The organism is Sinorhizobium numidicum, from assembly GCF_029892045.1.
GTDB classification, from domain to species: domain Bacteria; phylum Pseudomonadota; class Alphaproteobacteria; order Rhizobiales; family Rhizobiaceae; genus Sinorhizobium; species Sinorhizobium numidicum.
The window spans coordinates 469,813-486,056 of sequence record NZ_CP120368.1; the positions used below are offsets into that span (position 1 = coordinate 469,813).

Annotated in this window: 15 protein-coding genes and 1 pseudogene; 4 read left to right on the plus strand and 12 right to left on the minus strand. The window is 62.4% G+C overall.

Features of this window, described 5'->3' with window-relative positions; genetic code table 11:
• Positions 1–65 precede the first annotated feature (65 nt).
• Entirely contained in the window at positions 66–560 is a 495-nt protein-coding gene (locus PYH37_RS13355; protein ID WP_280735421.1) for a hypothetical protein, read from the minus strand.
• Between the two features lie 531 nt (positions 561–1,091).
• Here PYH37_RS13355 and PYH37_RS13360 point away from each other — a divergent pair.
• Positions 1,092–1,730 carry a peroxiredoxin-like family protein gene (locus tag PYH37_RS13360; protein WP_280735422.1) on the plus strand — a complete coding sequence of 213 codons (639 nt, stop codon included), beginning with the start codon at positions 1,092–1,094 and terminating at the stop codon, positions 1,728–1,730.
• Positions 1,731–1,811: 81 nt separating this feature from the next.
• Positions 1,812–2,039, plus strand: coding sequence for an ABC transporter substrate binding protein (locus tag PYH37_RS13365; RefSeq protein ID WP_280735423.1), 228 nt, complete (start codon positions 1,812–1,814; stop codon positions 2,037–2,039).
• 177 nt (positions 2,040–2,216) lie between these two features.
• Here the strand turns inward: PYH37_RS13365 and PYH37_RS13370 are convergent, their stop codons facing one another.
• The 8 genes from PYH37_RS13370 to spdA form a co-directional block, all read right to left on the minus strand.
• On the minus strand, positions 2,217–2,690 hold the full coding sequence (locus PYH37_RS13370; RefSeq protein WP_280735424.1) for an aminoacyl-tRNA deacylase: 474 nt from the start codon (positions 2,688–2,690) through the stop codon (positions 2,217–2,219).
• A 92-nt stretch (positions 2,691–2,782) separates the two neighbouring features.
• Positions 2,783–3,460 carry a methyltransferase family protein gene (locus PYH37_RS13375; RefSeq protein ID WP_280735425.1) on the minus strand — a complete coding sequence of 226 codons (678 nt, stop codon included), beginning with the start codon at positions 3,458–3,460 and terminating at the stop codon, positions 2,783–2,785.
• 482 nt (positions 3,461–3,942) lie between these two features.
• Positions 3,943–4,374, minus strand: coding sequence for a DUF1810 domain-containing protein (locus PYH37_RS13380; RefSeq protein ID WP_280735426.1), 432 nt, complete (start codon positions 4,372–4,374; stop codon positions 3,943–3,945).
• A 37-nt stretch (positions 4,375–4,411) separates the two neighbouring features.
• Positions 4,412–5,398, minus strand: coding sequence for an aldo/keto reductase (locus PYH37_RS13385; protein ID WP_280735427.1), 987 nt, complete (start codon positions 5,396–5,398; stop codon positions 4,412–4,414).
• 90 nt (positions 5,399–5,488) lie between these two features.
• Positions 5,489–6,073, minus strand: a complete 585-nt coding sequence (locus PYH37_RS13390) for an IMPACT family protein (RefSeq protein WP_280735428.1) — start codon at positions 6,071–6,073, stop codon at positions 5,489–5,491.
• A 189-nt stretch (positions 6,074–6,262) separates the two neighbouring features.
• Positions 6,263–9,970, minus strand: a complete 3,708-nt coding sequence (gene putA, locus PYH37_RS13395) for a trifunctional transcriptional regulator/proline dehydrogenase/L-glutamate gamma-semialdehyde dehydrogenase (protein ID WP_280735429.1) — start codon at positions 9,968–9,970, stop codon at positions 6,263–6,265.
• 187 nt (positions 9,971–10,157) lie between these two features.
• Positions 10,158–10,487 (minus strand): YkgJ family cysteine cluster protein, encoded by a 330-nt coding sequence (locus PYH37_RS13400; RefSeq protein ID WP_280735430.1) that lies wholly within the window; start codon positions 10,485–10,487, stop codon positions 10,158–10,160.
• Between the two features lie 55 nt (positions 10,488–10,542).
• On the minus strand, positions 10,543–11,349 hold the full coding sequence (spdA, locus tag PYH37_RS13405) for a 2', 3'cyclic nucleotide phosphodiesterase SpdA (RefSeq protein ID WP_280736036.1): 807 nt from the start codon (positions 11,347–11,349) through the stop codon (positions 10,543–10,545).
• Positions 11,350–11,540: 191 nt separating this feature from the next.
• Here spdA and PYH37_RS13410 point away from each other — a divergent pair, with 191 nt between their 5' ends.
• Complete coding sequence (locus tag PYH37_RS13410; protein ID WP_280735431.1) at positions 11,541–12,575, plus strand: proline racemase family protein; 1,035 nt, start codon at positions 11,541–11,543, stop codon at positions 12,573–12,575.
• A gap of 48 nt (positions 12,576–12,623) precedes the next feature.
• Here PYH37_RS13410 and PYH37_RS32435 read toward each other — a convergent pair whose 3' ends face one another.
• The gene (locus PYH37_RS32435; RefSeq protein WP_280736037.1) at positions 12,624–12,896 is read right to left on the minus strand and encodes a tetratricopeptide repeat protein; all 273 of its coding nucleotides are present in this window, start codon (positions 12,894–12,896) and stop codon (positions 12,624–12,626) included.
• 42 nt (positions 12,897–12,938) lie between these two features.
• Positions 12,939–13,481, minus strand: a pseudogene (locus PYH37_RS13420) (tetratricopeptide repeat protein); the annotation flags it as partial.
• A gap of 209 nt (positions 13,482–13,690) precedes the next feature.
• Here PYH37_RS13420 and PYH37_RS13425 point away from each other — a divergent pair.
• Positions 13,691–14,311 (plus strand): FecR family protein, encoded by a 621-nt coding sequence (locus PYH37_RS13425; protein ID WP_280735432.1) that lies wholly within the window; start codon positions 13,691–13,693, stop codon positions 14,309–14,311.
• Positions 14,312–14,367: 56 nt separating this feature from the next.
• Here PYH37_RS13425 and PYH37_RS13430 read toward each other — a convergent pair whose 3' ends face one another.
• Positions 14,368–16,239, minus strand: a complete 1,872-nt coding sequence (locus tag PYH37_RS13430) for a CHASE2 domain-containing protein (protein ID WP_280735433.1) — start codon at positions 16,237–16,239, stop codon at positions 14,368–14,370.
• Between the last annotated feature and the right edge of the window lie 5 nt (positions 16,240–16,244).

Sequence of the window (16,244 nt, forward strand, 5' to 3'; positions counted from 1 at the left end):
GCGGTCCCTGGGAATGCCGCGAGTTACGGTTCAAGGGTAATTTACCTTGGCGCTCAAGCCGATCCTCAAAACATGTTTAGTTTGGCGCGATCGAGCCATACGGCTGAGATGAAGGTGTTGCGAAAGTCCCCGTAATCCGCGTTTTCCGGCCGACGAAAGGTCGCGCCAGAAGCCGACTTGTTTCTCAAGGCGGACTCTCTCGCTACGGCCGACGTCGATCCATTGCGGACGATGCTAACTTGCCCAAGCATCCAGTTGATTGAGGAGGCAATCGCCGGATAGGATTTCCCGTCGGGATAAGTTTGGCGGTAGTAAACATTCCAATAGCTTGTCGCCCTAGCGCGCATTGCACGCATTACCTCTCGGTTCTGTCGGACGAAACTGGCGTAAGCCGCTTGATCGAAATGCGACATCGCGACGTGAATATCTTCAAGAATCTCGACGACGTACTCGCCTAAGAGAGGATGATGAAGGGGATAGTCCAAGATTCGTTCAGCGGAAGGATAACCCTGGCTGATCTCTGCCGCAGATAGCCGTTTGTCGATCGTGTCAATAAGCACTGCGACTCTGGCGAATAGCTGAGGAATGCTTCCTCTACGCTTGGAAGAAAATGCAGCCGATAAGGAATGTAGATGCTGACTCCATCAGAGGTGAAATGCCTCGACGTTGTTCGGTAAGTGTCGTCAACAAAGGGAGCCAGTTCGTCCGCCGCTATAGAGCCCAGCGCTCTAAATCCGAAAGCAGACTTCGCGGCGTCTGAGAAGGGCTTGCGTCGGGTAAACCAATCCACGTCGTGTTCCTCACACGGTTGCAAGATCAAACATACCGCTAGGGTCTCACGACTCCGAACGCAAGTAGAGCGTCGGCTCTCCACCCAGTGCGGTCTCTGGAGTCGCGGCGAGCGAGCGGCCCTATTCCGTTTTAATTGGGGGCCAAGCTTTCTAGCGAGGGGCGCTCCCGACGCCCGCGAAATCGGCGAACCGCAGAAGCTCTTTCCGTGCTATGATTGGAAAGCATCGTGCAGGGAGTTTGAGCCCGCGCGGGCTTGTCGTGCTGCCTTTTTTTGACTGATCCGGGCGAGGAGGTTGTCCATGCCCATGAGTAACGTCGACCGCCCGCTGCAGCCGGGTGACCAGGCCCCGAATATCGTGCTCGATGCGATCTCGCGCGATGGCAAGATCGCGCTTAAAGATTTTCGAGGCCGTAATCCGTTATTGATCGGTTTGTTTCGAGGCCTGCACTGTCCGTTCTGCCGGCGCCATGTCGCGGCGATGGCACAGCTCAATCCGGTCCTGCGTGAGAAAGGCGTCGAATGCTTGGCTGTGGTCAACACGCCGGTCGAACGCGCGCGGCTCTATTTCCGTTACCATCCGATACCCGATCTTCTGGCGGCGTCCGACCTGGCGCGGGCCTCGCACCGTGCTTTCGGCTTGCACGAGGTCGGGATGGAGACGGTCATGGCGATACGGATCGATCTCCCGGGCGAGTTGCCCGAGCCTATGGACGTAATGGCAATGAACGAGTTTCTCAACAAGAAGGAAGGATATGAGATTACGGAAGCCGATCAGCAGATGATGGCTTCCGACAAGGCGCAGCTTGTCGGTCAGTTCCTAATAGACCGGGAGGGCATCGTACGTTGGAGCTTCACTGAAGTTCTGGAGGGGGGCTATACGTTCAGGGCGCCGAATCCCGAGGAGTTGATGTCGGCAGCTTCCCAGGTCGCACATTAGCTGGGCGTCGGCCGAGGACCTGGTTCGGCTCAATGTAGACATCATCGCCGCAGTAGGTGGCGGTAGCCGCCCAGGCCGCTCATGACGATTCCTATAGTCTTCGCGGCGGTGATTGATCCAGTTGCCGTCGGCTTCGCCGCCACATTAGAGCGCCCCGGAGGAAATGTGACCGGGCTCACCAGCTTTGACCCGCAACTATCCTTGCTCGCGTGGCGATCCTCAGCGATCAGGCAGCTTCCCACCCAAACCGGTCTCTGGAACTGCGGCGAGTTGCGGTTCAAGGGTAATTTACCTTGGCAAAAAAGGTAAGATTGCTGACGATCTGAAAAAAGAGATGTTTATTTTTCCGTGCGTTAGCCGCGGCATAAGGGCAAAATTGCATAGCAATCGACAGCTACGTTTTCGAAATCCTCTGCAACGTGCACGAATCTCCCGCGCAAGCGTAGGCTCCGCGGCTGCTGAAAGAGCCGGCCGGGACCGCCTCGTCTACACGGCGGGGTGACTGAATCGCGCGACCCGCGCGTCCTTCATAAGGCTGCGGAAACCGGGACCGCTGACATGCACCAGTGTCTCGTGGTCGCCGCCCTCGAAATAGACGTCGTTGGCGTTCTCGAGGCTTTCGTCGAGGATGACCGGCATGCCGTAAGCCGATCCGATCGGCGGAACCGCGCCAACGTCACAATCGGCGAAAAGCGAGCGGACTTCCTCTTCCGAAGCGAGACCAAGACGCCTGTTCATGACATCCTGCAGCGTCGAAAGCTCGACACGATGCGTGGCCGGGACCACGGCCAGCACGTAGCCCATTTCGTGGTGCACGACGACGGATTTCGCCAGCCTGCTGCCCGGAACATGCGCGGCCTGTGCCGACTGGCTGCTCGTCGCGGTGCGGTGATGAGGGAGGGTGTCGTAGGTGATGCCCTTTCCGTCGATATAGTCTTGAAGTTTCTTTGCCATCGTCATCTCAGTCGACCCTTTGGTTAAGGTGTGACACGTGAAGCAATATTCTCCTCCCATCATCTGCGAAGTCAACGATGAAGGGACAGCCACTCGCACTACCAGACGAACGGAACGAGCCGGTAGCGCACCTCTTTCGCGTAAGCGTCATATCCGGCGAGACCCCTGCGAAGCGCCGTTTCCTCGATGCCGATGCGGACGGCGAGCAGTCCCGCCAGGACAAGGACTGTCAGAAGGCCCCACCAGGAACCAAGCAGCAGCGACGTGCCGGCAACGAACAAGAGACTGCCGGCGTAGAAGGGGTGACGGACATAGTGATAGGGACCGGTAGTAACTACCCGCTGTGCCCGCTCTTTCTGAACCTTCACGACGGGCGAGGCGAAGCTGTTTTCACGCAATATCCGGTAGTTGAAGACAACGGAGAGCACCACCAGCCACGCACCCGCAGCCTGCACCCATTGCGGTACCGACGACCAGCGGAACCGCACGGCATCAAGTGCCATGAACGCGTATGAGCTGAACAGGAACAAGAGGATGATGGAAAGGAGCACCTTATCGGAGAAAGGCTGGTCCTTCTGAATGGGTGCCGACAATCGTTCCCGTAGCAACGCCGGATCGTGCCGGGCGAGCAAAAGCCCGGTAATGAGCGAGAGCGCGAGCATCATCGCCAGGTAGATCCAGGCGGCCGGCCATTCGAACGTTCCGGCGGAAGCGAAGAGGAGGCCGCCGATGATTGCGAACCAGACAACGGTCTGCACGGTCAATCTAACGATCATGAGCAAGCTCCCTGCAGGCTTCTCGTCACGGGCTTCCGCCCTGCGTGCGGGACACGTTTGCAGGGCCCCTTTGAACGACAGCTATTCAGATAGTGCTGAGTTCAGGCATCGCAACCGCGCAAGCGGAAAAAGGCAGTCCGGTTTTTTGCTCGAACCGGATCCTAACTCATTGGAATTAGTCGCGCTTTGATCTAGGCAAGTTCATTCGAAAGAATTGGACGGGCGGGCTGCCGCAGTAGCCCCTGGGCAGCATGCGACCGCACTTCACGCTGTTGTGTGCGGGCGCGCCTTTAAAACCCGATGTCTCCGTTCCCATGTAGATCGGGTGCTTCCCGGCCTTGGCTGTGGGAGGAGGAATTCTAAAATGTACCGCTACATGATGAAGGAGCTGATGCTGATCATCGTCGGGCTGACGGTTTTTGCAGCATTGTTCCTGTTTGCTCTTTCCCAGACGCCAGCGTCTCCGTAACGGCGGGCGAGGCTCAGCCTCTATTGAGAATTTCGGTTGTCCGCGTATCCCTGACGCCGTCGAAATAGTGATCGAGCGCTCTTGCGAAGGCGCCGATGGTCGGAGCCGCAGCCTCGAAGAGCGTCATCGACGAACGAAACTTGAGATCGTCCGGCCGGCCGAATATTTCGAGCGCGCTGCGCCCTCGGACGGCGTTGACGGCTTCCGTGCATTCGAGAATGCGCCGGCCGAGCAGGGGATGCTTAAGGTAAGCCCGTGCCTCGTCGATATTCGATAGCGCGTAGTATTGCGCCGTCGGCGAATGGCCGAGGCCTTCGATCTGCGGAAAGATGAACCACATCCAGTGGGTTCGCTTGGCGCCGGCGCGAAGCTCGGCAAGCGCGGCTGCGTAAGTGTTTTCCTGCGCTTTGACGAAGCGCTCGAGGTCGAAGGCCTCAGTCATCATTGCCTTCCCGGAGGGACCGCGCCAAGCACGGCCTGTCTCACCATCGCTGATGAACATGGACCTTGATCAGCCGCTCGTAAAGTGCTGCGATCGCGGCCATGGTGGCATCGTCGATCGGCGGGAGCGCGCTGGCGGCAGCATTCGATCGCGCCTGCGCCTCGTTACGAGCGCCGGGGATAACGACGGAAACGGAGTCCTGCTGAAGGATCCAGCGGAGAGCGAACTGAGCCATGGGCACGTTTGCCGGCACGAGCGAGCGCAATTGCTCCACGGCTTCGAGCGCTGCCTCGAAAGGCACGCCGGCGAACGTCTCGCCGACGTCGAAGGCTTCGCCGTGGCGATTGAAGTTGCGGTGGTCGTCGGCGGCAAAGGCTGTGTCCTTGCCGATCTTGCCCGAGAGCAGGCCGGAGGCGAGCGGAACGCGCACGATGATGCCGACATTCTTTTTGTTCGCCTCGGCGAAGAACAGCTCATGCGGGCGTTGCCGGAAGATATTGTAGATAATCTGGACCGTGGCGACGCCGGGGTATTCGATTGCTTTCAGCGCTTCCTCGACCTTTTCAACCGAGACGCCGTAGTTGCGGATCTTTCCCTTGGTTACCAGTTGATCGAGAGCGCCGAAAAAATCCGGGCGGTAGTAAACCTCGGTCGGCGGGCAGTGCAGTTGGAGCAGATCGAGCGTCTCGACGCCGAGATTACCGAGGCTACGGTCGATGAAGGCCTCGATAGTGGCGCCGGTATAGCCGTTGGCGACGTGCGGATTGAGCCGGCGCCCCGCCTTGGTGGCAACGAAGGGCCCTTCTCCGCCGCGCTCCTTCAGCACCGCGGCAATGATCTTTTCCGAACGGCCGTCGCCATAGACGTCGGCCGTGTCGATGAAGGTGACGCCGCTGTCGAGTGCTGCGTTCAAGGCGCGCTTACCCTCTTCCTCGCTGACATCGCCCCAGGAGCCGCCGATCTGCCAGGCGCCGAAGCCGATCTCCGAAATCCTTGCGCCTGTCCGTCCCAAAATCCTCGTTCTCATGTCAGCCTCTCCTCAATCTTCCTGGGTGGCGGCGCCACGCGTCTTTGCCGGTCATTTCTATGATGATGGTGGCACGTATGGAAAGCAGGATCAGTTATCGAGCGATACGATCGCCCTGCCGCGGCTGAGATCGCTTACGAGGACGAGCGCTTCGTCTGCCGTGTCCCTCCGCATGTCGATCGTCAGCACCGCACCGGTATCTGTAAAGGTCTCGGCGGCAATCATAACGCCGCGGGCCGCAAGGCGCGCCTTGATCAACGCAAGATCGGCAAATTCGCAGGCAATCGTCGCGCGCAACCTATCGACGAGCTCGACTTTCGCTGCCGCTCTCAGGCAAAGCGCGGCGGTGCCGCCATAGGCGCGGACCAGTCCGCCGCTGCCAAGCAGGACGCCGCCGAACCAGCGCGTGACGAGGACCGCGACGCGATCAAGGGACTGGCCATCGATCGCCGCGAGGATCGGCTTGCCCGCCGTACCGCTCGGTTCGCCGTCATCGCTGAAGCGGTAAGTCTGGCCGAGGCGCCAGGCCCAGCAATTGTGGTTGGCACTGGGATCCGCATGAGCGGCGAGAAATACTCTTGCCGACTGCTCGTCCTCGACCGGCGCGGCGAACGCCAGAAACCGGCTCTTCTTGATTTCCTGTGTCAAGGTCTCGAGGCGCTCAAGCGTGAACATCCGCTGCTTCCGTTTTTCAACGCTGATAGCGGATTGCAGACGAATGTGCCACCGCCGTGGCGGGGCTATGGCCCCTCATCCGCCTGCGGGCACCTTCTCTCCATGATATGGGAGAAGCGACAAGCCGTGGGCTCTCAGTCCCTCTCCCCGCCTGCGGAGAGAGGGTTAGGGTGAGGGCTGTCTGGAGCCTCAGCCGATCGCCATCAAGCTGGCATTGCCGCCGGCGGCGGCTGTGTTGATGGAGGTGGAAACCTCCTCTACCAGCCAGTTCAGGCAATAGGCGTCGGGATTGCGGGCGATCTCATCGCTCGAAGCTGCCTGGACGAGCAGCAGCGGACCGGGGAGATCGGCAATCGCTTTGTTGACCGCGCGAATGCGCTCGGCGTCCCCCTCGACAAGCGCGCCGGCAAACGGCCCATCGGCCGCCCAGTCTTTCGACCACGACAGCCGAAGCACGACAGTCGACGGAAGGTTCTTGAGCAAGGGCTGCAAGCCCGAGGCGGCATCGATGACGACGCTGTTTCCGGTCGCAAGCGCCGCAGCAAACTGGCGGTAGAGGCCCGCTTCGGTCTCGGGCACGAGAAGGACGCGCCCGCGTGGATGCAGCGCATAAAGATTGTGCTCACCGACAGGACCCGGAAGTTCCAACTCCAATCCGAGCGCCGAACTGCTGCCGTAATCGCGGGCCGCCTCCGCTTCGGCTCTTGCGCCCTTGCCGTCCAGCCACTTGGCGAAATCGAGCAGCACAGGATCGGTATGGACGGAGCTGTGCTGCGGCGGCACCGGGGCGGTCGTCACCAGACGGCCGAGATAGAGCGGGCCGCCGGCCTTCGGACCGGTGCCGGAAAGGCCGCGTCCGCCGAAAGGCTGCACGCCCACGACCGCGCCGATGATGTTGCGGTTGACGTAGAGGTTGCCGGCCTTGATGCGGCTCGTCACATGCGCGATCGTCTCGTCGAGGCGTGTATGCAGACCGAAGGTCAGGCCGTAGCCGGTGGCGTTGATGTCGTCGATCAGCCGGTCGAGATCGTCGCGACGATAGCGGATAACATGCAGCACCGGCCCGAAGACCTCGCGCTTCAGATCGGAAAGCTTCTCCAGTTCGATGATCGTCGGGGGGACGAAGGTGCCCTGATCGGTATCGGCGGCAAGGCCGATCTGTTCCACCTTGCGGCCGAGCCCGCGCATCGCTTCGATGTGCTTTTCGATGATGCCCTTGGCTTCGGCGGTGATGACCGGGCCGACATCCACCGACAGACGATCGGTGCGGCCGATGTTCAGTTCGTGGAGAGCGCCCTTCAGCATGGTCAGGGTGCGATCGGCGATATCCTCCTGGAGGCAGAGCACGCGGAGCGCCGAGCAGCGCTGGCCGGCGCTGTCGAAGGCAGACGCGATCACGTCGCCGACGACCTGCTCGGCGAGCGCGGAGGAATCGACGATCATGGCATTCTGGCCGCCGGTTTCGGCGATCAGCGGAATCGGCCTGCCAGTGGGCGATAAGCGGTCCGCGAGCTGCTTCTGGATCAGCCGGGCGACTTCGGTGGAGCCGGTGAACATCACGCCAGCAGTGTCAGGCGCCGCCACCAGCGCCGCGCCGACGCGGCCGTCGCCCGGGAGAAGCTGCAGCGCCCCGGCCGGAACGCCGGCCTCGTGCAGGATGCGCACGCCTTCAGCCGCGATCAGCGGCGTTTCCTCGGCCGGTTTGGCAAGCACCGGGTTCCCGGCCACGAGGGCGGCGGCAATCTGGCCGGTGAAGATCGCCAGCGGGAAGTTCCAGGGGCTGATGCAGACGATCGGCCCGAGCGGCTTGTGGGCCGGACCGAGCGTGCGACGGGCCTGCTCGGCATAGTAACGCAGGAAATCGATCGCCTCTCGGACCTCGGCAATGGCGTTCGGCAGCGACTTGCCGGCTTCGCGGTCGATCAGGCCGAGAAGGGTCGGCATACGCGCCTGCATCAGGTCGGCCGCGCGATCGAGGCGGGCCGCCCTTTCCGTCGGCGATACGGCTGCCCAGGCCGCGGCCGCTTCGGCGGCAAGGCTGGTCGCGCGCCGTGCGTCAGCGTCGGAGGTCTCGGTGACCGAGCCGACGATGTCGCGATGATCGCCCGGATTCAGCACCGGCCGCGTCTCGCCCGATGCCATGCCGGTTGCAAGCTGCGGTACGGAGGTCCAGGCGGTCGCGGCGCTTGCCCTCAGCACCTCCGTCAGCGATGCAAGAGCAGCTTCATTCGAAAGATCGAGGCCGGCGGAGTTGGTCCGCGCCGCGCCGAAGAGCTTGGGCGGCAGCGCGATCTGATCGTGCTTCGCGCCGACAACCGGCATTGCGCGGACGATTTCGACGGGGTCGGCGACGAGCTCATCGACAGAGACGGTCGGGTCAGCGATGCGGTTGACAAAGGAGGAATTGGCGCCGTTTTCCAGCAGGCGCCGGACGAGATAGGCAAGCAGCGTCTCATGCGTGCCGACCGGCGCATAGATGCGGCAGGGGCGGTTGAGATTGTCGGGCCCGACGACCTCGTCATAGAGTGGTTCACCCATGCCGTGCAGGCACTGGAACTCGTATTTGCCGACCTGAAAGTCCTTGCCGGCCAAGTGATAGACCGTCGCGAGCGTTTGCGCATTGTGGGTCGCAAATTGCGGGAAGATCACGTCGGTTGCCGCCAAAAGCTTGCGAGCGCAGGCGACATAGCAAACGTCGGTATGGATCTTGCGCGTAAAGACCGGGAAATCCTCGAGCCCGTCGAGCTGTGCGCGTTTGATCTCGGCATCCCAATAGGCGCCCTTGACGAGTCGCACCATGATGCGCCGGCCGGAGCGGCGGGCAAGGTCGATGATGAAATCCAAGACGAAGGGGCAGCGCTTGCCATAGGCCTGCACGACGAAGCCCATGCCGTTCCAGCCGGAGAGATCGGCATCGAGGCAGAGCTCTTCCAGGATGTCGAGCGACAGTTCCAGCCGGTCGGCCTCCTCGGCGTCGATGTTAAGGCCGATGTCGTATTTCTTGGCGATCAGCGCCAGTGCCTTCACCCTGGGCAGCAATTCGCTCATGACGCGCGATGCCTGTGCGCGCGAATAGCGCGGATGCAGCGCGGAGAGCTTGATCGAAATGCCGGGGCCTTCGTAAATGCCGCGTCCGGCCGAAGCCTTGCCGATCGCGTGGATGGCGGTCTCGTAGTCCCTGTAATAGCGTTCGGCGTCGACGGCGGTCGTCGCCGCTTCGCCGAGCATGTCATAGGAATAGCTAAAACCCTTCTGCTCGAGCTCCCGCGAGCGGTGTAGGGCCTCCTTGATCGTCTCGCCTGTGACGAACTGCTCACCCATCATTCGCATCGCCATGTCGACGCCGCGGCGGATCACCGGTTCGCCGCAGCGGGCGATCAGCCGCGTCAGCGCGGCGGAAAGGCTGCGGTCGTTGACCGTCGACGTCAGCTTGCCGGTGACGACGAGGCCCCAGGTCGCAGCATTGACGAACAGCGACCGGCCGCCGCCGAGATGCGATTTCCAGTCACCATCGGCAATCTTGTCGCGGATGAGCGCATCGCGTGTTGCCGTATCGGGAATGCGCAGTAGCGCTTCCGCAAGGCACATCAGCGCGACACCCTCCTGGCTCGACAGCGAATATTCATGCACCAGTCCCTCGACGCCTGAACCGTTGTGCTTGGCCCTAAGCGCTTCGATCAGCTTGCGGGCGGTCTTCGCGGCGGAGTCCCGGGTCTCCTTCGAAAGCGTGGCAGCTTCGACCAGCGGCGGCAGGCATTCCGTTTCGGGTCGGCGATAGGCGGCCGTGATTGCCTGGCGCAGCGTGCTTTGCGGGCGGATCGGCGGCGCGAACTCGGCAAACGGCGCAGGCACTGCCTCGGTCGTAAGCTTGGATTTTTGAAGCGGGCTCTGGCTCATTGAACGCTGTCCTCCACGGAACGTTAGCGGGCGCGATCGCGCCTCTGATTTCGTGGGCAGAAAATACGCTTGATCCCGCCGAACATCCATCCGGCAAATCGCCTGCACCGTAGGACGTTTCGCCATGCAGGCCGGCCAAAACCGATGAACATACGGGCGGGGTGGGAATAGGCCGTATGATCCTAAGTCAGGCCGCGACTCCGAAAAGGCGCTCGCGCGCCATCAGACACTCGTCGTCTCCAGGCATGCAAGTACGGCAGACGATGGGCCGCACGGTGTAGATCTTGCAGGTGACGAAACCGCCGAGCGTACCATCGAGCGCCGTGCAACGATCATTCTCGCAGCGCATGCCGCCAAGGTCGGCAGCGACATAGTCCGCCGGTATGCGATCAAGCTCCTCCTCCGTCTCCAGTGAGAAACGCGGCCAATCGGACGAATACGCGCAACAGGCGCCGCAGCTCTGGCAGTCGAAATTCTGGCTCTCGTAATGCCGGCTCTGGGGAAAGGAATGGGTCATGGCGTCAGCCTAGCACGAAGCCGACACCGCCGGAATGCCCAAGGCGTTGGAAGCCTCATGCCACCGTCCCGTCGCGCCTGGCGATCTCGTAATCCTCGGTGTGGACGAGCACGCCGTCACGGGTCACCAGGGCTATACCGTAGGCTGCCGGCTCGTCGACGGAGAGCGAGGCGTCGGGTATGTCGAAGGGCATCGGCTGCTGGTGGACAGGGCTCTTGAAGATGGAGAAGGGAATGCCGCGGCTGGAGCCGCTGATGGTGCGATGGACGTGGCCGGCGAAGATATGGCGCACATTGCCGTGCCGCTCCACGAGCGCGTAAAATTCGTCGTCGTTGATGAGGCGGATCATATCGATGCCCGCAAAGCCGGTCGCGTGAGGAGGATGGTGCATGAAAATCAAGACCGCCCGATCGCCGGCGCTGTCGAGCTGCTGATCGAGCCAAGCGAGGCGCCGTGCACAAAGATAGCCGGCATGGCTGGTCGGATAGTCATAGGGTGGCGCAAAGAGCGTGTCGAGCAAGACGGCCCGGCAGTCGGCAAAATCGATCACCCGCTGGACGAAGCCGTTCTCGTCCGTTGCCACGTCGGAAAACACCTGCAGAAAGACCTCGCGCCGGTCGTGATTGCCGATCATCATCGCGCCCGGCGGCGCAAGCCGCCCAAGGAGCTCCTTCAGCCGCTCGTAGGAGGGGCGGTCGCCGCCATGCGTGAGGTCGCCGGCGAAGATCACCAGATCCGCATCGGCATGATCGCGGTTGACATGGGCAATCCCGTTGGCAAGCCGCCGATAGGGATCGAGCCCGATGATCGCCATGCCTTCGGGAACCATGTGCAGGTCGGTGAAGATGATGAACTTCGTCATGGTGATCCCGGCGATGTGCACTTCGGCCTTCACGCTCCCGCGCTTGCCCATTGCGGTCAAGCGGCATCTTTGGGCGAGTGGATAGCAGGTGGCACGAATAGGAGTTTGTAAGACCGCGCCAGGCCTGTGCCGCTCTTGCAGCTCGGCGGTATTCTGATATATCAGACGAGCACGAATGCCGGAGAGATGTGATGAGATGGAAGCGCACGATCCAATTGCTGGATGTTCATTGCGAGGGCGAAATCGGCAAGGTGGCGATCGGCGGCGTGCCGAAGATCCCGGGCAATTCAATCGCCGAGCAATTGAATCACATCAACACGGTCGACGACAGTCTTCGCCGCTTCCTCTGCCTTGAGCCGCGTTCCGGATCGATCGGTTCGGTTAATTTGCTGTTGCCGCCGAAGCGTCCGGAGGCGGATGCCGGTTTCATCATCCTGCAAGCGGACCAGGCGCATGCTATGTCCGGGTCCAATTCGATTTGCGTGACGACGGCGCTGCTCGAATCCGGCATGATCGAGATGAAGGAGCCGGAAACCGTGGTAATGCTCGACACGGCGGCCGGCCTCGTGAAAGCGACCGCTACCTGCCGCGACGGGCGCTGCGAACGGGTGAAGCTCACCATGGTGCCGTCCTTCGTGCAGGAACTGGACGTCGAAGTCGGCACGCCGGAATGGGGCCGTATCAAGCTTGATCTGTGCTTCGGCGGTGTTTTCTATGCGCTTGTCGATGTCCGCCAGATCGGCACCACGATCGAGAAGGCGAATGCGCGGCGGATCGTCGAGGCGGGCATGGCGCTCAAGGACATCGTCAATCGCACCATCCCGGTTGCGCATCCGGAAATCCCCGAAATCAAGGGCGTCGCCTATGTGATGTTCCGCGATACCGAGGAGGACGGGACCGTCAGGACCTGCACCACCATGTGGCCGGGCCGCGTCGATCGTTCCCCATGCGGCACGGGCAGTTCGGCCAATCTCGCGACGCTGCATGCTCGCGGTCTCGTCAAGGTCGGCGACAGATTGAAATCCCGCTCCATCATCGGTTCAGAATTCGAGGTGGGCCTCGAAGGCGTGACGACGGTCGCCGGCCGACCGGCGATTATCCCAACGATTTCGGGTCGCGGATGGACCTTTGGCTTGCATCAGGTGGCGCTCGATCCCTTCGATCCGCTCGCCGAAGGTTTCGCGCTGACCGATACCTGGGGGCCGCAGGCGGGCGAGATCCGGTGATGTCGGATCGCGCCATCGATCTCGCCCCATCATGTGGCGGTGCCGTCATCACTGGAGCCGATCCGTCTTTGACAGCACGGCGTCAGAGACGCTGCCGGTGATGATCGGGTCGAGTTTTTGCCGGCCGAGCGGATCGTTTCGATCGGCTGCCTGCCCGAACAGATCCTGGGCGGCGGCGGGATTGCGGCTCACGCCTTCGCCGCTTTCGAGCATCAGGCCCAGATTGACCATGGCATCGACGTTGCCGCGCTCGGCTGCGAGCCGATAGAATTTTGCGGCCCGTGCGTTATCCTCGGCGACGAGCCTGCCTTCGTCCAGCATGACAGCAAGATTGAAGGCGGCGACATCGTCGCCGGCGAGTGTCGCGCGTTCGAACCAGCGGATTGCGAGCGCGCCGTCGACAGCAGTGCCGACACCGTCACGATAAGCGACGCCGAGATTGTAAGCGGCGAGAATGTTTCCCATGGCCGCCGCACGCTGGTAGAGCCCGAACGCCGTTTCCCCCTCACCATCGGCGGCGAGAAGGGCGCCATAGTTCACCATTGCCAGCGCATGGCCGTTTCGCGCGGCTTCGCCCAGGATACGCCACGACGGTATTTTCTGACCAGCCCGGTCGAGGACGCGCGCGAGCTGAAACTGCGTCCGCGCGCCGCCATCCTGGTTGTAGGCCTCCCGGCAGGCGGAGAGAGCGACACCGATGCGGATGTCTTCCGTGGCGACGGCCGGGAACGACCTGTTTCGCTCCAGGTCGAATTCGCTGCCGGCTTGCCGGTCGCATTGCTCCGCCGCGGTGAGGTCGGTGGCGCCCGCCGGCGACGGCGTGGCCGCAGCAAGGGAAATGAACGTGATCGCTGCAAGCAGAAGGCCTTTGCCGGTGTGAACGCCGCGCTCGATCCGGTTTTCCATGATGTTGTCCCTCGTACTGGCGGAATCATACCGCCACGCCGCCGCGGCACCTGTTCCTGGGGAAACAGCGAAAAACGTGGTTGACCATCCAGGTTGGGCCCGGCGGTAGTCGCTCGGGAAAAGCGCAATACATCTTGCATCGCCCATGCCTGCGCTTATCCTGCCAGAGGCTCGAACAGGGAGCGTTGCCATGGCGCAGCGACATGTCGATGCGGCAGATATATGTGAAAAGACGGATTTTTGTCGGCGGCCTTATGCTTGCGGCTGTCGGCGCTGGAGTGGTGAGCGCGGCGACGAGCCCGGTCGTCGGCAAGGCTGAGAAGGTGCGCGGAAACGTCCGCCGACGGCAAGGAGAGCAAGATGAGCGGCTTTCCATGGGTGCTGCCGTGCTCGATAAGGACTATGTCTCGACGAGCATCAACAGTTTTGCCGACCTCGCGCTTAGCGAAACGCGCATTCTGCTCGGTCCGCAAACGGAATTGCTGATCGACAGCTTCATTGCCGGCCAGGGCGGCACGCTCGAGCTCGGCCTCGGCCGAATGGTGTTCGACCGGCCCGAGGGATTGCCGAAGATCGACGTTGCGGTTCGCACGGTCTTTGGGATGATCGGCGTCCGCGGCACGACGTTTTTCTGCGGCCCGAGCCGCGCCGCGGCTTTTGCCGTCTTCGTGGAGCACGGCGCCGTGTCTGTCGAAGGTGGTGGTGTGACGCGGACGGTCACCGCTGGCCAGGGCGTCGATTTCAGCCGGCCCGGCGCCCCGCCAAGTGAGCCGACGAACTGGGGCCAGGCGCGGATCAGGGAAGCCTATGCGAGTGTCGGGCTAAGGTAGCGTTTTGCTGGATTTCCCCCACCCGGCGTCTCAGCTTCTGCAATCATTCACATGTTCTACGCGCCGCCGCCGTCGCCAGCGACAGTGAAGAGCTCGATCGATCCGAAGCCGCGGATCTCGTGCAGGCCGAGGCTGCGCAGCCCCGCTTTGCATTGGGCGGCCGCTGCCGGGCCGATGCAGATCGCGGTTCCGAGAAACTTGTTGGCTTCCTGAAGCCGAGCGGCGAGGTTCACCGCGTCGCCATGCGCGGTGTAGTCGAGTTTTCCGCCGGCGCCGACTTCGCCCAACACCGCCGGCCCGGTTTCGATGCCGATCCGGGTCCGGCCGAAGCCGTTCTTGGCAAATTGCGGCCGCATGCGCATCTCTTCCGTCAAGGCGTGGATTGCCACCGCGCATTCGATCGCCTTGTCGACGTGATCGGCGAGGTCCTCCGGGGCATTGAAGAGCGCATGGACGGCGTCGCCAACCACCTTGTCGACCATGCCGCCATGGCGGGAGACGAGCGCATTCACCTCGGCAAAATAGATGTCGAGCAGCGCCACGAGCTCACGCGGCCCGAGTTTCTGCGCCAGCGTCGAAAAGCTCTCTATATCGGTGAAGAGTGCCGTCACCGGGCGCTCCTCGCCGCCGATACGGCCTCGATCCGGTTCGTCTATGTAGCGCGCCACCACGGACTGCGGCAGATATTGCGAGAACTTCTGCCGGGCGATCGCCTCGGCGCGGCGGGCATGGGCGAGCTGGAGCGCGCTCGTTACGATGAGGACCGCCGTCAGGACCGTCGAGACGCTGACGGCATCGACGAGCCAGCCCGTTGCGGCATAGATAGCGCCGGCACCCGCCGTCACCAGGAGGATGGCGACAAAGCCAAGCGCCAGGGTTGTCACCGGGCGGAGCTTCGTTGCGCCGTAGGCGGCAAGCATTCCGGCACCGAGGCTCAGGAGCGCTTCGAGCAGAGGCAGCCCCCGATCGCGGTATGGAACGAAGCCGGTCATGACCGCATTGGCGATGTCGGCATGAATCTGCACCGAGGCTTCGAGCGGCATGGACGCGGTTGGCCTCAGGCCACCAAGGCTTGGCATGCTGCTGCCGATAAAGACGAGCTTGCCCGCAAACCGGTTCCCGTCAATCCGGTCGGCCATGACATCGGCTGCCGAAAACGTACGCGCGGCAATTGCCTCTGCCGAGCTGGCGACGAAACGGAGATTGCCGCTTTCGTCGAGCGGGATGATGGCGTGGTCGAGCCTGAGCCAGGCCGGTGCGCCGCCGAGCACAGGCGTGCTGCTATCGGCTGTGAGCCGCGCCGCTTCGATGGCGAGTGCCGGATAGGCATCGTTGCCGAGGATTGCAAAGGCCTGTACGCGCCTGACGCGCGCATCCCCGTCGCCGACGAGGAAGGCGGCCGCTGCCGCCTTCGATCGATCCATAAAGGCGGGACAGGCGGTTTCCGCACCCTCGATGAACCAGGTCTCGGGAACGGCAAGCTGCCGGCGCAGGGCGAGCGGAGGAACCGGGCGCGGATGTTCCAGCGCCCGCTCGGCAGCCAGAAAACCGAGAACGACCGGCGCATCGTCAATCGCCGAGGCGAGAGCCATGTTGGCGGCAGAGGCCGGATCGCAATCGGAACTGAAGACGAAATCGACGGCAATCACCTTTGCGCCGGCCGCGGCAACCCGCGATATCAGATCGGCCGTCGCGGCTCTGTCCCAGTTCCCGGCGGCTTCATGAGCCTTGCGATCGACGTCGACGACGACGACGTCTGGCGACCGGGGCGAGGGCACCCACTGGGTGAGATTGTCAAAAAAGAGTTCGCGTTGCGTCCGAAAGACCGTTTCGGCATAGAGATAGAGCAGCAGCGCCGCCGCGAGGCTTGCGATGATCCCGCCGGCAACCGGGGTAATGCGAAAATGCGGCCTCGGCTTCAGGCTCAATCGGC

Bases quoted from the DNA above. Each gene is read 5' to 3' on its own strand.
- PYH37_RS13360 (WP_280735422.1), top strand. From the start codon at position 1,092: ATGCCCATGAGTAACGTCGACCGCCCGCTGCAGCCGGGTGACCAGGCC.
- PYH37_RS13370 (WP_280735424.1), bottom strand. From the start codon at position 2,690: ATGACGATGGCAAAGAAACTTCAAGACTATATCGACGGAAAGGGCATC.
- spdA (WP_280736036.1), bottom strand. From the start codon at position 11,349: ATGACGAAGTTCATCATCTTCACCGACCTGCACATGGTTCCCGAAGGC.
- putA (WP_280735429.1), bottom strand. From the start codon at position 9,970: ATGAGCCAGAGCCCGCTTCAAAAATCCAAGCTTACGACCGAGGCAGTG.
- PYH37_RS32435 (WP_280736037.1), bottom strand. From the start codon at position 12,896: ATGCTGGACGAAGGCAGGCTCGTCGCCGAGGATAACGCACGGGCCGCA.
- PYH37_RS13365 (WP_280735423.1), top strand. From the start codon at position 1,812: ATGACGATTCCTATAGTCTTCGCGGCGGTGATTGATCCAGTTGCCGTC.
- PYH37_RS13390 (WP_280735428.1), bottom strand. From the start codon at position 6,073: ATGTTCACGCTTGAGCGCCTCGAGACCTTGACACAGGAAATCAAGAAG.
- PYH37_RS13380 (WP_280735426.1), bottom strand. From the start codon at position 4,374: ATGATGACTGAGGCCTTCGACCTCGAGCGCTTCGTCAAAGCGCAGGAA.
- PYH37_RS13400 (WP_280735430.1), bottom strand. From the start codon at position 10,487: ATGACCCATTCCTTTCCCCAGAGCCGGCATTACGAGAGCCAGAATTTC.
- PYH37_RS13425 (WP_280735432.1), top strand. From the start codon at position 13,691: ATGCGGCAGATATATGTGAAAAGACGGATTTTTGTCGGCGGCCTTATG.
- PYH37_RS13375 (WP_280735425.1), bottom strand. From the start codon at position 3,460: ATGATCGTTAGATTGACCGTGCAGACCGTTGTCTGGTTCGCAATCATC.
- PYH37_RS13410 (WP_280735431.1), top strand. From the start codon at position 11,541: ATGAGATGGAAGCGCACGATCCAATTGCTGGATGTTCATTGCGAGGGC.
- PYH37_RS13385 (WP_280735427.1), bottom strand. From the start codon at position 5,398: ATGAGAACGAGGATTTTGGGACGGACAGGCGCAAGGATTTCGGAGATC.